Below are 14,821 nucleotides of genomic sequence, written 5' to 3' on the forward strand. Positions count from 1 at the left end.
ATCTGTACGGCCTAACCTAAACCTTATAAAAAAAATTCTTTAACTATGAAAGAACATTGATAACAACCCAATTGCTGTGCCAACGGCATAAAATGGCTTAAAACGGCAAAAAAACAAGGCCTTTAAAAAGGTATTTTCCGTTTTTGGGAGAAAAACGCATTTTTTGGAAAATTGCCCCTTGTCGCTTACCTGTGTCCAGGTATGCGGCACATTCCTGGGTAATAAAGATGCTTTGGCCTGCAATTAAATGAGTCTTTCCCGCCTTTATCAACCAGGATGCTTAAAAACTACAAAGGCACTTCATTAAATTACGCCAGGTACATAACCGCATACAAAGTAGCCACCGAAATAATAACCCATAGAGCAATGCCCTGGAACAGCGGCCTGAAGCCGACTGAAGCAAGTACCTTTCTGGATAATCCGGCACCGATTAGGAACAACGTAAGTGTTAACCCAGCTTTGGCAATGATAACCATATAAGGGCCAACCAGCTTTGTAACCGGGATATAGGTATTGGCAACCATTGCCAGCACAAACAAGGCAATGAAATAGGGTACCCTGATTTTTTTTGACTGATTTTTGAAAGTAAAAGTTGATATAAAAGCTACCGGTATAATCCATAAGGCCCTTGCCAGTTTCACCGTGGTGGCCACCTCCAGCGCATGGTTGCCATATTTACCGGCAGCCCCAACCACCGAGCTGGTGTCATGTATCGCGATAGCGCACCATAGGCCGAACTGCGTTTGGGAAAGGTTAAAGTGATGCCCTATTACCGGAAAGACAAACAAGGCTACCGAATTGAGAATGAATATGCAGCCTAATGCAACCGATATTTCCTTCTCTCCCGCCTTAATTACCGGCGATATAGCCGCAATCGCGCTTCCGCCGCATATGGCGGTGCCCGAGGATATCAGGTAGGATGTTTTCTTTTCAATGTTTAACCATTTCCCTATAAAATGCCCGAATATAAATGTGCAGGCAATAGAGGCTATGGTGAATAATACACCCTCCCTTCCGGCTTGTAAGGCACTATGCACATTCATACCAAAGCCTAAGCCTACTACAGAAATTTGCAGGAGCAGGTGTGTGGCTTTATGATTCAGGTGCAAATAAGGATGCCCTGTGAGCTGGGCGACAACCAGGCCCATGATCAAAGCGAGGGCCGGGCTTATATACGGTGTAATACAAAGGAGGATACAGGTAATAAAAATAGCTTTGCGGATATTTTCATTGGTGTTTAATATTAACCCGGCAGGCGCAATGGATGGTGGCGTTGTATTCATTATTCGTTTTTCTACGCCGCAAAACTCCACAATCAACTATGCAAATTTTCATCACATTATGCAATGTTCGATAACCAAAAGTTATCGATGGAGAGGAAATGCCGCTGCCAAATTCAATGGCTGGCAAATACTAAAGCAGGAAAATCTGCGGTTTGGATTCAATTACAATAAGGAATATACTGCTGTTGGGGCAATCTTAGCGCGATTTGGCGCGCTCATAATCAAGGAGGAATGGGAGTCAGCCTTACAAAAATTTCTCTTGTCTAAAAACAAGCATCAGTTCCAGTTCTTCATTCCAAAAGCCACTTTCTGTTACTGCCCCGCTATCTACGGAAAACATTTTACTTTTAAGCCGTTCAAACTGTTCGTCTGTAAAATTATAACACTGAAAATTGTCGTTGGGGTCTTTACCTTGTAATACCTCTGTTTCAAAATCCCGGTAAAGAATTAAAAACTCGGCTAATGTTTCTATAGAACTGTTAAAGTACATTGAGCTGAATAAATCTTCGTGATCAAGCTGAACAATTTTGTCATTATCGGTTGTATCAATAGCAATAGCATCTCCATCACGGCAAGAGCCAATTACAATATATTTAGCAAACTGTAGTTCATCTTCTTCAAAATCATATTGCTCGGTTAGTTTACTTATGCCATAATAAGTATCGTCGGTATCGTTGGCAAAAGACAAATGTGGTTCGCAATAACCTGGCAGACCGGCTACGTGAAGAAAGTCAAAGGTTGGCTTCTGTAAATCAAACCTGTCAAGACGTGATTTGCTCACAGGCGAAAGCGGTTCGTCTGTGTTTGTCCAGCTATTTTTAAATGCCTGTGGGGTCATGTTGTTATTATCAGGTAGCTGGTAATTATACGCAATATTTCATAAATGCAAGGGGGGCAAAACTGAATGGGTATCAATCACCTTATCACTTCCTGTAAACAACAAACGGCAACGGCCGACTGGTTTTAGTTTTTGCCCATGTTGCAATTATCGAATCGGCGGTTACCCTGCCAATGATATGCGGCTTGGTTTTAAGGCCATCGCTTTCTTCCTCTACATTTATTTGCCCGTTTACAAAATCGCCCCGTACGGTAATGCCCCGGCCATATTTCTGGTAGCAATAAATACCTTCACAGGTCTTTTCCTCGGGCCATAGCACAAATAATATGGCAGATTTATCGATTTTCCCTGTAAAAAGCTGGTGCAGCGATTTTGATTTGTATTGGGCTACCGGGCCGCTTTTTAACCCAAACACGCATTTTCCGTAATCACTCAGATATTTACTAAATGTGGGGAGGTTAAATTGAATCTCCATATCCCACCCTTTTTGTCGTTTCGACAGTCGGTTTTCGCCATCTAAAATGATGGAGTGGCCTTTGATATAAAAATCGTCGGCAATATCGTTGTTCAAATCGTCGATGACTTCTTGCCATACACTGTCCTGCTCGCCGGCGTCATGAATTTGTTTTTTAAACGCGCTTACACTTTTCTTAATAGCCTGCCTTTTAAACTGTTTAAATCCGGCTGGGGTAAACAGGTCTGGCAGTTGCACCAGGTCGCCATTGCCGGGATTAAAGTTATAATAACGAAGCCAGGAGGCAGTTGTCATTCCGCTGCTTGCTTCATTAAAACCAAGGCTCAGTACCTTGCTGTTATTGGTATATATGGTATAGGTCAAATCTGTTTTGCCGCCGTAAATAGTGCCGTTGTTATAGTTAACGCGCTCAAATATGGTTTTGGTTTGATACCCTTTCAGCATCTCCAATTCGGATAGCTGTAGTAGCTGATTTATTTTTGTAGTAGGTAACGCCCGTGTCGAATCGCTGTAAAACACTGGGAAATGAAGTTCGCGCGCAAACGCTTCATATTTAAGGGATTTAACAGTAAAATAATAATTTTGAGCATTGGCACTTTCAGGCGCAATTGTACAGAGCAACAGGATGATGAGCAAAAGCCCGGATAAAGGTTTCATGTTGGCTATTCCCGGTAAAAGGCCGTGAAATATGATTTAAATATAAGCAAATTTAAACCGCGCAAATCGGGACCGAATAAAATTTTCATGCAATAACATTCTTCAATTTTGCCGGGCACCATATAACAGATTGCTATATATTTGCGGACTACCTGTTAAAATCAACTACCATGGAATACTCAAAAACTTACGTTGCCAAAGACGAACACATAGATGTGCAGCAAATTATGGATGGCCTGTACTACCCTTTTTATATGGAATACTGCCGCCATGATTATATCAGAGAAGTGCTGGGTTTTGATTTTGAAACCGAGGCTAACAACGGCGTTTATATGGTGTTATCCAACTACAGCATCAGTTTTTTACGGTCGTTAAAAAAGGGCGATGAATTTACCGTTACCTGTACTTTATATACCGATAAGGCAGGCCTGCCCAAACTGCACTTTAAACAATCCATCATTTTTAATAACAAGGTAATGACCAAAGCCGTATTCACCGGCACCTGCGTACCCGCCACCGGCGGCCGCCCCTACCTGCCCGCATCGGTATTGGAAAAAATTAAAGATGCCCCGGTATTGGAGGATTAGGCAGATTGGGGATTAGTTAAGGAATTAAAATCGGATTTAATATTGAACACCGAATATCCGATATCGAATAATGAATAAAAAACTTCGGTGTTGGATATTCGAAATTCAGTGTTCGATATTATTTGCCCTTCTGTTATTCTTAACTCAATTACATCGGTGGTAATTTTATCGGTCATTTTTTTAAAGTCCTCCCTACCGGGGAGTATTTAGGTGGGGCTCCCCGATGGCTCTACATCCTCAATAATTGCCTTCTTGTTTTTTACACTGTTGCCTTTAGCCAGTTTGTTTTGTTCCTTTTCCTCGTCGCCCAGGATAATGCCCCAGGGTTGCAGGCTTTCTACCCGGTCGAAAATAATTTTCAGCACCGCTATGCTGGGGATAGACAGGAACATGCCTGGTATACCCCATATCATTTCGCCCACTACCACGCCAAGCACGGTAATCAAAGCGTTGATCCTTACTTTCGAGCCAACAACTATCGGCAGCAGTACATTGCTGTCAATTAAATGGGTAACCACCAGCGTAACCATCACCCAGATAACTTTGCTGCTATCCGGCGAGGTGCCCAGCGTAACCACGGCGCTTACCACCAGGGCGCTAAAAATACCTACGTAGGGGATAATATTGAACACCCCTGTAATTAAGCCCAGCAAAATGGCATACTGCACCCCCATAAAACTAAATGCCACGCTTACGCCTGTTGCTATAATACCCATTTCAATAAGCAAACCAATAATGTACTTGCGGATAATGCGCTGCACCTGCTCAATCACCTCATGCACTGTGGTTTTATTTTCGGGCAAAAAAACAGATACCAGGAATTTCATGATCAGCCGGCGGTACAGCAAAAAGAAAAACGTATAAATAAAAGTAAACACCAGGAACAACAGGATAGACGACAACGACAGCACCGTTGCCCCCAATACCGCAGGATCTGGCGACATTACCTTGCTGGCCGCCGAGTTTACCACCCTAAGCTGTTTACCGCGCGTTATATGAAAGGTATCCTGCACCCAGCCCCTAAACTGCCACATCGATTGATTGATTTGCGCCTGGAACCGCGGCCAGTCCTTTGCCAGGTCGGCAATTTGTGAGGCGATGACATAGATGAGTAAACCTACCAGCGAAAGCAGCAACACCACAGCCATCATCGAGGCCGCGCTTCGCGGCAAACGCAGCCACTTCTCTAAAAAGGCCGCCACTGGCAGCAGTAAAATCGAGAACAGGCACGAAAATATCAACGGCGACAGGATTTCTTTGCCAATGATCACCAGATAACCAATGGCAAACAGGCTGAATAATACGCAGGCCAGTTTAATATAAAACGGAAGTTTAGTAAAGGTATTCAGGTCCATAGGTCAGGGCAAGCCCATTTGGTGCTTGGCGTAAAGGTATGAAATTAACAGGCACCTGCAGGGGCCTTATTCTCCAAAATGGCAATGCCTGCGGCCTACGCAAGGCCTTAAGCCCAAGCGTACGCCGGTATAGAGTGATGCGGAATCAGTATAGCGAAAAAAGGTGATGCGCTTAAGAGAGCGTATCAGTAAATTTGAACAAAATATTGAAACATGCATTTGAAAATTACACTATTATTAGCTTTATTCTTTTTAACGGGCTACGTGCCTGCTAACAATTCACCCGGACAAGATAAGAGGCAGCATGTTATTATGGGGAGCGCTGGTGTTTATTCGAGCCGGGGAAACGGAGATATTACAATAAACATTAACGGAGGGGTTTTGACAGGTGTTTATGAATATTATGATAACTGGGATGATCAGTTTAAAGAATACAGGAACATTAACGTATTTTATATATACGGCACCAGCAGTGATGGCGTAAACTATAAAATTAATACAATTTGGCCCGGCGACAGCGAGGGAATTTCCGGCATCCTCAGTTTCACCGGCAATAAAAAAATAAAAATTATATTGAATAGCCAGCCGCTGGGCTACGCAAGTTTTGATTTCACGGCCAATACGGTTAAAAACATATTTTCTCTTAAGGCTTCAAGTACAGCTACCGGTATTCGGCTTATTAAACCGGCTAAAGCCCCGTTATATAATTACGATGGAAAGGCATTTATAAAGAGGAACGGATATCTGATCAAAGGCAATATTGTCACGCTGCTAAGCACAAATAACGAATTTGCTCAAATATCATATCATTCGCCAACTACCGATAAAAATGCTATATACTGGTTAAACACTATAGATCTGTACGATGCAAACCCGGCATTGTGGTAGCCGATATCAGGTGGGCACATCAGCCAGGAGGCTTACGGCAGCAAGGGTTGTCTCCAACAACGGCGGCACGGAGCACCAACAAATTCACAAACGATCCTCCTGCTTGCAGCCACACAACACTTGCGCTAAATGAGGCTGTCTTAATTCTTGATTCTAATTTCTTGACTCTTCTGCCGTACCAACCCCAGCACCACTTCATAAGCTGTTTTTTTCTCGCGGCGGGCTATCAGCCAGGCTATAAAGCTTAGCGTGAAAATGTCGTTATTTTCTGCCTTATCGGCCAGGGTTAAAACCTGGTCCCGGTATGCCGCGTCGAAAACCACATCGGGCTTTTGCAGGTATTTTTCAACCAGCTTCAGGAATAACAGTACCCGTTCTTCCGACGTTTTCAGCAGGTACTTTTTATACCGCCGCCTGAAGCTGTTTAGCCGCGACATGGCAACGTCGATGTTGGAGAACTGCGCATGCACCAGAATTTCCATCAGGTTTTTGCGGATGGTCCATAACATGCCCATCTTTTTTTCGTACCAGGCATCGGTTCGGGTAAGTAAGGTGAGTTGTTTTAAACTTTGCTGGTTGTTGCACAGGGCCAAAAACATGGCCAGGCATATGCGTACATCTTCTATATCTTCCGGCTTGCTCCTGTTGTTGGTTTTGCTGAGCGATTCCTGCAATATCCCTATGGCATCATTTGCAAAACCTGTAAAAAACAGGTTAAGGCCACGCAGCAACTGGTAACGCAAATAAAACACCTCATGGTAACGGCTATCCGTTTCCATCAGATCCATCATTTCCTTTAAATACGATGCGCTCCTTGCAAAATCCTTTTGCCGCAGGTGAAAGTTGGCCAAAAAATACAGGATAGAGATATGGTAAAAAAGGTACGACTGCTTTCTATCCGCCTGGCCCTGCATAAACTCATCCGTCCGCTTAACGTAGCGCTCTATCAATCCATAATTCTGCTGTATCGCCGCGTATTCATTGGCGATGAAAAGGATCTGGTAGATGGACTTATAGGTCATCAGGTCCTGGGCCGAGATTTTGTATTTCCTGATGGTGGTGATCACCAGGCTGGTCAAATTCACTATTTTCCCTTGCAGGTGTATGGCCTGTAGTTCCTGCCGTAAAAAGGCATAGGCCATGTTTAGCTTAGCCTCGCGCTGCATATGCAGCTGGTTCTGTATAAAGCACGCGGTGAGGGCATCCAGGTCTTCGGCGCCCTCCAGATGGGCGTATTGCAGCTTCAACAGCAAAAGCTCATTCAACAAATTAAACTGCTCCAAGTGTGTGGCCAGCCGTTCGGCTTTATCCAGGCATTTGAAAGCTACCTTATGTACGTCGTTCTCCAACAAAAAACGCCCTACCACCACCAGGCGCAAGGCATCGTATGTTTCGGCATGGCTGCTCTCGAAGGTTTTTTGCGATAAAAACAGCAGCAAATTATCCTGCAGCCTTTTGCGTAAAGCATGGTAGGCATCCTTATTTTTTTCGGGCTTGTATAGTTTATTTATGTCATCTATATCGTCAGTTTCTATCAAATCAAGTAAAGTCAGGTTTTTTACATCTTCCCTTTTGTTTTTGCGCTGTAGAAACTGCCTGAAGAGTGTTTTATCGGCATTATTGAGCAGGTTAACCAGTTCCGATAGTGAGTCCATATCAAGGTATTTATGCCTGTAAATGTACATTAATTACCAAATTATATCGTCAGTAATTTACATAATTTGATTTTTACAGGCCGGTTTTACATCGCACATTTGCTTCCATATTAACAACTAAAACAACACAAACATGGAACCGCTACAAAACAAAACAGAAGAAAATTCAGCCTTTGGAAAATATGGCGACAAGATCAAAAGAAACCCGTTTAAACCAACCGCCGCCTTTATAGGCGCCTCGTGGTTTGCCTTATTGGTGGGCGTAATAGGTTACTGCGTTGGCTTATGGAATGCCACTATCCAACTGAACGAAAAAGGCTATTATTTCACCATTTTATTATTTGGTTTATTCGCCGTTATCTCGGTACAAAAAAGCGTGAGGGACAGGGCCGAAGGGCTGGCCGTTACCGACCTGTACTACGGCCTCAGCTGGTTTGCCACCATCGCGGCCATGGTTTTATTAACCATCGGCCTGTGGAATGCCGACCTGGCCCGAAGCGAGAAAGGCTTTTACGCCATGGCATTTTGCCTCAGCATGTTCTCGGCCATTGCCGTCCAAAAAAACACCCGCGACGCCAAACTGATTGACGACAAAGAACTGTAACGTAGCGGTTACCACCCCGCAGCGCCCTTGTTAAAAAAGGCCTGCGGGGTTTATTTGGTTATTTGCCTGCTGGCAGCCTCAAATACATGGGCTAAAAAAAAGGGGGCCTTTTAACTAATCGCCCTATCGTTCTGAGGGGTAAAATTTCGCAGTTTTCTGAAGGAGGGATGATATACAAAAATAAAAGACTGTCATGCTGAGTGGTAAAATTTAGCGAAATTCTGAAGGGAGAATGACATATATCACATGGCGGCGAGTCGACTCACCCCGACGAGGCTGCGCCCGTCACCCCTCTCTCCGCTTCGCGCATAGAGGGGCCAAAAAATAAAAATGGGGTTTACCCTCTATGCGGCGTAAGCCGGAGAGAGGGTCGGCCAGCGCAGCGTAGCCGGGGTGAGTCGTAGCCAGCGTTCAAAGCCAATATTTGTATAACACCTAACATGTCATAGGTAGGTACGAAGCATCCATTCGCCAACTTTTCTATCGGTCATACACAGCTGATAGATCCTTCGTGCCTCAGGATGACAGGGAAATTGGATATGTCATGGGTAGGAATGAATCCTCCCGCGTGCAACCGCACAACACTTGCGCCAGAGGGACAAGCAGGTACCCTTTTGCGAAAATGCTATGTTTACTTTATCACCTCACTTACCAAAATGACAGGAGTGATATTGGTATAATTTGAAAAATCGGCACGAATAGCATCTCTGTTTGGCGCGATAGCAGCTTGATAATCGCTTAGGCTTTTGATATAAAATGTGCCAATAGCCATAAAGGGCAGCGGTTGGTTTGGGATACCACTGGCAATCCCTTTTTCGATGGTGTATTTAACCAAATTTGATCCTAAAAACCGCGCTACCATTGGCATGTGCTTCAATTCATAATATTCCATATTAAAGGTTTTACCTTCGGCATAAGGGTACATCACAGATACTTTAATTAAGCCTTTTTCAACAATAGTTACGTTCTGCTTTTCCTGGCTAAACACGGTAAAAGAAATGGTTAAAAGGATAAATGATAAAATCAGCCTTAATTTCATAATTGGTTTATTTAACTGGAGAGGTTCAATTTAATATACAAATATTAACATATTGTATTTATTCACAAAACGTTATGTGGGTTAAAATTTAAGGGGGGGTTATACCATCGTTCTTTGCCCCAGGTATGTTTTCAAATAACTGTCATCGTCACTACTTCCCTCCGCTGCCGCCCCGACCTTAAAAAGTCCTCCAGAATAATCTTCCGAACACCTATGGAGACAACTCCAACAAAGTGCGGTGGGGAACACCAACAAGGGCGGAGCAGACAATACTCACATTAAATTTTTTTTTATTAAAATACTACAAATGAAAAAGTTATGTATATTTATGACACCAAAACACTTTATCATGGCCAATAAACCTTTTTCTCAAAATTCTGACGAACCTGAAACTAATAAAATCCCCAAATATAGAGATAAAGTACTAATCAATGATGGGGGAGCCGTTTGGTTTGGCCTCGTAATTGGTTGGATAACAGCAGTCACTTTTTATGATGGCAAATCACATGATATAAAAGATCTTGCCGTAATCATATCCGCTTTAGGCGGTGCCGCTATCACAAAAATTTTTTCGAAAACGGAAACACAGTTTTCAATGTACTGTGTGGGGATGGCATTCGGATTTTTTATAAAGGTAATCTTTTCTCACTAAATTGATGGTTAATACCCGCTGTTGCCTGTTTAGCAACCTGAAATTAGCCTCCCGGCAGCCGGCGCGGTAGCTGACCTGTGTTTGCGATGTGATTATTTACACAAGTGACTCAATCATTAGATACCAAGATACTTTATACAATGTTTTAATGAGGATTACATCTTCATTGAATGAAAAAAAAGCAATAACAAGTGAACAAGCAAAAATAGACCTCAAAAGAATGCTGCAGGTAGAACATTATTTTGCAAATGCAGAAAAGGAAACACAGCAATTTTATCTTGATATTTACAGAAAAATATATCGGTTAAGAGGGACAAATGAAAACTTGATTATCTTACTTAAAACTAAAATCGAAAAGCCCTAATATTTCACATCCATCCTCATCGATGGTAAACGTCTAACACGAGAGCGCAATTAATAATTGTAAATAAATTTCAAAAAAAACAACTACGCAAATAGACTGCGTAGGAGGGTGATTATTTTGTGTAATGATGCAGTTGTAACATCGATTTAGACAATAGATTTAAAAATCATAAATCCAACTTAACTTAAACACATGACTGGGAAAATCAAATTTTACAAACCACTAGAATTCTGGGGCAAAATATCTGTGGATGATCAATTAAGAGATATCTATTTCAATCTTCAAAATATTGAAGGAGACTTATTAACGCTTATTGAAACTGATAAATACAAAGATGAACCGGTAGTTTTTGAAGTTGGTGAAGCTAGAAAACCAGGAGAAAAAGAGGCAAAAAAAATTTGTCTTGATTCTTCTAAAAGAAAAGTAGGACATATTATATCATTTGATAACGAAAGAGGAATTGGTTACATAGAAGATTACGGAAAGAAAAATAAACTTTTTTTTCACCATTCGTCAATAAAAAAAGAAAAAGCTGATAAATACGAGAGGATCGAAGTCGGGGAACCCGTTATTTTTACAGATGGGATAAATGATAGAGGAAAATGTGCAATCGAGGTAACGAAAATTGACTATAGATCCCATATTGAAGAGTTTGCAATTTTTCAAGATTTAAGACAAAGTTTAAATGACTTAAAATCGCTTGCGGAATTGGAAAATTGGGATTATTTAAAAAAACCTACCAAAGGAATGCCAGTTCTTTATAGCTATATTAATCATACATGTATAAGGCTCATCAGGCAAGATAAAATTGTTAAAGGTCGCTCCTCAAAAGACAACAAGGAATATTCTTATTTTAATACGGGGTTGGTAACACCACAACAAGATGAGATTTTTGCTTATTTCATAAAAAACCCTAAATACTCTCCCATAACTGGGTGGGGATTGGAAATCCCAGAGTGGTCATTCATAGAATTCAACACTGAACAATCTGTTTATAGGAGATATTTTATTGAGGTGCCCGATATAGCGACTTATTTTTCCGAAGCAGAGGTGGCTGATTTAATTTTTGACACACGAGTACCAATTATTCCAGATAAAGAACATTTATTAAAGCGAAAAGCTCGAATTGAATCCGAAAGAATCAGAAATTTGGATGATGAGGCGTTTATTGAAGAGATTAAGGACGCAATAGAGCTTGCTAAAAGAAGAATTAGAAGAAATTACAAAACTGCTATACCGCACTTTTACGATAATAGAATTCAATTCTTGTTACCGCTTTGCTTCAGATCAAACAAAGCTGAGGCAGTTGCTGCACTCGTCGTAAATAAAAATGAGAATATTCATGAAGCGCATACCATTCTGAGCTTAGACCAAGCGTACAATAATGCACGTCTTTTAGCTAAGCCAGACCGCGAGTGGCTAAATCCTTAATTTTAGAAGATAGCGTGTTTCTTAATGATATAAACTTAAAAAAGCGCGCCTGTTAAAATTTCAGCATTTTAAAATAATTCCTCCAAACTGTTTAAAAGCTAGCACTTTCCGTTCCATCATTGCTAGTTGAAAATGGTTACTTTACAACCTAAACACACAGATCGCTTGAGCCAACTTAGAAACTGAAACGTAAACGAAAAGGGGCAAAAAACAGTACATTTATTAGCATTAGATTTTAAAACAATTGTGACAAAAGAAATAAAAATCATACTTGAAGAAGGAGCTTCCAATAAAGCAAAGGGAAATTGTTTTGAAGACCTAATAAGAAAGTTATTATCAATTCACCAATATGAAATACGTGGAAATATAAATTTTTCAGGTATGGAAATCGACCTTGTTGCAGAACATAAACATAAAACAGAAACGCTTTATGTTGAATGCAAAGCTAAGGAAAAAGTCTCCTCCGACGAATTAAGTAAATTTTGTTTTAATGTAGATTTCAAAGAGGCTAATTACGGTTATTTCTTCAGAACGCAAGATCTTGAAAGTCAAGCCGGTGCCCTACTAAGTGAGATAAGAAAAAAACCGAAATATAAAAATTTAAGCTTTTTTGAACCGAACGACATCATCCAAATGCTTAAAGATGCAAAAATGGTCTTTGAAAGCGAACAAGCTATAAGTACCTTGTCAATTTCAAAGACGATTTTGGCAGTCACTTACTTTGGTGATTACTTCATTTACTTGATAAATGAGAGTAACGCATATCCAACAAAATTTTACCTTATCAATGCCAATCAAAACGACAAAAATATTTCCTTTGAAACAAGTGAACTTCTAAAGAATCGAATCGATGATGTAAAAAATCTTACCGTTGTCACAAGTAATTTAAATTCAATTAAAAAAGAAAGTAAAATTTATTCGGCAGATAATCTTATTGAAACTATTTCAGAAGTGCAGGAAAGTGAACATTGGTATGATTATCTTCCAGCATCATCTGAAAACAAACACTTTGTTGGTCGTGACGGCATTAGAACTCAAATTTTAGATTATTTTAAAGAGATACATTCTGGAAAATCTAAGAAACGAATTTTCTATCTAAACGGTAAATCCGGATGGGGCAAAAGTTCTTTAGTCCTTGAAATTAAAGGTAGGTGTCGCAACAAGCACTATAAAAACAAGTTTTATGCATTAGCAATTGATACAAGGAGTGCAACTTCTGACAATTTTGTTGCTTTGTCTTTAAAAAAACTGCTGAACTCCGCTTTAGATAGCGGCTTTTTGAGTAAGACAATGTTTGACCGTGACATTACTTTCACTACTAACACCGAGCTGCTAACTTCCGATTCTGTTAAGCTCCTGCTACAACGTCTATCTGTTGAATCAAAATTTTTAATTTTGATTTTTGACCAATTTGAGGATGTTTTCAGGAAAAAGGATTTATTTAAATCCTTTTATAAATTTTTGAGTGATGTTACAGATTCTAAGCCTAACATAATTGTTGGGTTCTCTTGGAAAACAGAAATAATTATCCCTATTGATCATGAAGCCTACTCTTATTGGCAGCAAGCTAAAGAGCAAGCAAAGGAATTTACGATAACTGAATTTGGAGAAAAGGAAATTGACGGAGTGATAAAACAATTGGAAGAATCCGTCGGTCCATTAGACAAAAGTATAAAAGATAGGATTAAGGAAAGCTCACAAGGTCTACCTTGGTTGACCAAAAAATTGTGTATTCATATTTTTGATCAAATTCAACTTGGTTTAGCAAAAGAAAATTTAATTGAGTCTAATCTGAATATTGCTGATTTATTTAAAAAAGATGAAGAACGTATAGAGGGGACTGAATTGAAAGCGTTAAAATTGATTGCAAAAAGAGCGTACGAAGGCAATTTTTTTGAAGAAACTGAAGTAGGCGATTTAATTGAAAATAAAATAATCGAATCGTTACTACACAAACGACTTATTATTAGGTCGGGTGTTAACTATAATATTTATTGGGATATTTTCAGGGATTATCTAGTTACTGGGGTGATTCCGATTATTGGGGAAAGTTTTCTATTAAGACAAATGGTCAACTCTTGCTTAGATGTGTTTCTTCTGTTTGAAAGCGTGGAAAAAAAAGAGACTCTCACACAATTGTCCCATAAGCACTCAAAAGGAATAGGTGAAGAAGCCTTATACAATATATTGCTAGAGTTAAGAAACATAGGCTTGGTGCAAAAAGAAAATGAATATTTTAAAATTAAGCGAGAGGTTGAAATCTCTAAAGAAGGCTTCATAAAATATATAACTGATAAATTTCAGAATTATACACCTTATTTAGTACTTAAAAAGACAAACCATAATAAAATCACTAAGGATACTATTTTGCAAGTGCTTAAGATTACGTTCAAGCAGGATTTTCAAGACACGACTTGGGATGCCTATGCTAAAACTTTAATAAGTTGGTTTGCAATATCGAACATTGACATAAAAAATAAGATTATCGAACCTCAAAAGGGACGTAGTAATCCTAGACTAAACTCTTTAAATAAAGAAGAGTTGTTGCCAAGAACCTCTTTTAAAGAAATCATTGAAGCTTTACACTTATTAAACATAGAAGAACCAGCAATTAATAAAAATATTTATCGGGATTTGTATTTGACCGATATCATAGACGGCAATAAAAAACTCACTGACTTTGGCAGAAAGGTGATCGCTTCCGATAAATCATCGCAAAAAAAAATCCTTAGTGAAAAGATTTTAACGCTTGATAAAATGGCACAATTAAATATAGTCTTGGGAAAACAGCACAACTACAAAGTGAATGATCTTATTGAATTTTTTCCAAGTGATTTTTTTGGTGGCAAAGAACTCGCAACAAAAAAAATATACGCTGCGAAAGCCATTAGTTGGTTGAAATTTAAATCTTGATAAAACCTCTCCCGCTACCGCAAGTTCTTTTGAACGCTAACACAAGAGTCCCCCTTGTGATCCGCATGCTAAGTATTGAA

The 14,821-nt window shown here is 40.0% G+C and carries 13 protein-coding genes; 7 read left to right on the forward strand and 6 right to left on the reverse strand.

Features of this window, described 5'->3' with window-relative positions:
- Positions 1-308: 308 nt before the first annotated feature.
- The 3 genes from FSB76_RS11305 to FSB76_RS11315 all read right to left on the reverse strand — a co-directional run bounded on the left by FSB76_RS11305 (position 309) and on the right by FSB76_RS11315 (position 3,253).
- Positions 309-1,283 carry a YeiH family protein gene (locus FSB76_RS11305; RefSeq protein WP_147053677.1) on the reverse strand — a complete coding sequence of 325 codons (975 nt, stop codon included), beginning with the start codon at positions 1,281-1,283 and terminating at the stop codon, positions 309-311.
- Between the two features lie 244 nt (positions 1,284-1,527).
- The gene (locus FSB76_RS11310) at positions 1,528-2,121 is read right to left on the reverse strand and encodes an SUKH-4 family immunity protein (protein WP_147053678.1); all 594 of its coding nucleotides are present in this window, start codon (positions 2,119-2,121) and stop codon (positions 1,528-1,530) included.
- Positions 2,122-2,206: 85 nt separating this feature from the next.
- Positions 2,207-3,253, reverse strand: coding sequence for a hypothetical protein (locus tag FSB76_RS11315; protein ID WP_147053679.1), 1,047 nt, complete (start codon positions 3,251-3,253; stop codon positions 2,207-2,209).
- A 170-nt stretch (positions 3,254-3,423) separates the two neighbouring features.
- Here FSB76_RS11315 and FSB76_RS11320 point away from each other — a divergent pair, with 170 nt between their 5' ends.
- On the forward strand, positions 3,424-3,840 hold the full coding sequence (locus FSB76_RS11320; protein WP_147053680.1) for an acyl-CoA thioesterase: 417 nt from the start codon (positions 3,424-3,426) through the stop codon (positions 3,838-3,840).
- A gap of 206 nt (positions 3,841-4,046) precedes the next feature.
- On the opposite strand, the gene FSB76_RS11325 is transcribed toward FSB76_RS11320, so the two are convergent.
- Complete coding sequence (locus FSB76_RS11325) at positions 4,047-5,195, reverse strand: AI-2E family transporter (RefSeq protein ID WP_147053681.1); 1,149 nt, start codon at positions 5,193-5,195, stop codon at positions 4,047-4,049.
- 213 nt (positions 5,196-5,408) lie between these two features.
- Between FSB76_RS11325 and FSB76_RS11330 the strand changes: the two genes are divergently transcribed.
- Complete coding sequence (locus tag FSB76_RS11330; RefSeq protein ID WP_147053682.1) at positions 5,409-6,083, forward strand: hypothetical protein; 675 nt, start codon at positions 5,409-5,411, stop codon at positions 6,081-6,083.
- Between the two features lie 140 nt (positions 6,084-6,223).
- On the opposite strand, the gene FSB76_RS11335 is transcribed toward FSB76_RS11330, so the two are convergent.
- The gene (locus tag FSB76_RS11335) at positions 6,224-7,738 is read right to left on the reverse strand and encodes a hypothetical protein (RefSeq protein ID WP_147053683.1); all 1,515 of its coding nucleotides are present in this window, start codon (positions 7,736-7,738) and stop codon (positions 6,224-6,226) included.
- A gap of 133 nt (positions 7,739-7,871) precedes the next feature.
- Between FSB76_RS11335 and yiaA the strand changes: the two genes are divergently transcribed.
- Positions 7,872-8,342 (forward strand): inner membrane protein YiaA, encoded by a 471-nt coding sequence (yiaA, locus tag FSB76_RS11340; RefSeq protein ID WP_147053684.1) that lies wholly within the window; start codon positions 7,872-7,874, stop codon positions 8,340-8,342.
- A 631-nt stretch (positions 8,343-8,973) separates the two neighbouring features.
- Here yiaA and FSB76_RS11345 read toward each other — a convergent pair.
- Positions 8,974-9,381, reverse strand: coding sequence for an EthD family reductase (locus tag FSB76_RS11345; protein WP_147053685.1), 408 nt, complete (start codon positions 9,379-9,381; stop codon positions 8,974-8,976).
- A 307-nt stretch (positions 9,382-9,688) separates the two neighbouring features.
- On the opposite strand from FSB76_RS11345, the gene FSB76_RS11350 reads away from it, so the two are divergent.
- The 4 genes from FSB76_RS11350 (at position 9,689) to FSB76_RS11365 (ending at position 14,741) form a co-directional block, all read left to right on the forward strand.
- Positions 9,689-10,033, forward strand: a complete 345-nt coding sequence (locus FSB76_RS11350; RefSeq protein ID WP_147053686.1) for a hypothetical protein — start codon at positions 9,689-9,691, stop codon at positions 10,031-10,033.
- A gap of 148 nt (positions 10,034-10,181) precedes the next feature.
- Positions 10,182-10,397, forward strand: coding sequence for a hypothetical protein (locus FSB76_RS11355; RefSeq protein ID WP_147053687.1), 216 nt, complete (start codon positions 10,182-10,184; stop codon positions 10,395-10,397).
- Positions 10,398-10,589: 192 nt separating this feature from the next.
- Positions 10,590-11,828, forward strand: coding sequence for a DUF3825 domain-containing protein (locus FSB76_RS11360; protein ID WP_147053688.1), 1,239 nt, complete (start codon positions 10,590-10,592; stop codon positions 11,826-11,828).
- A 246-nt stretch (positions 11,829-12,074) separates the two neighbouring features.
- Positions 12,075-14,741: an ATP-binding protein gene (locus FSB76_RS11365; RefSeq protein WP_147053689.1), complete on the forward strand. Its 2,667-nt coding sequence runs from the start codon at positions 12,075-12,077 to the stop codon at positions 14,739-14,741.
- Positions 14,742-14,821 lie beyond the last annotated feature (80 nt).

The organism is Mucilaginibacter ginsenosidivorax (assembly GCF_007971525.1).
Lineage (GTDB): Bacteria > Bacteroidota > Bacteroidia > Sphingobacteriales > Sphingobacteriaceae > Mucilaginibacter > Mucilaginibacter ginsenosidivorax.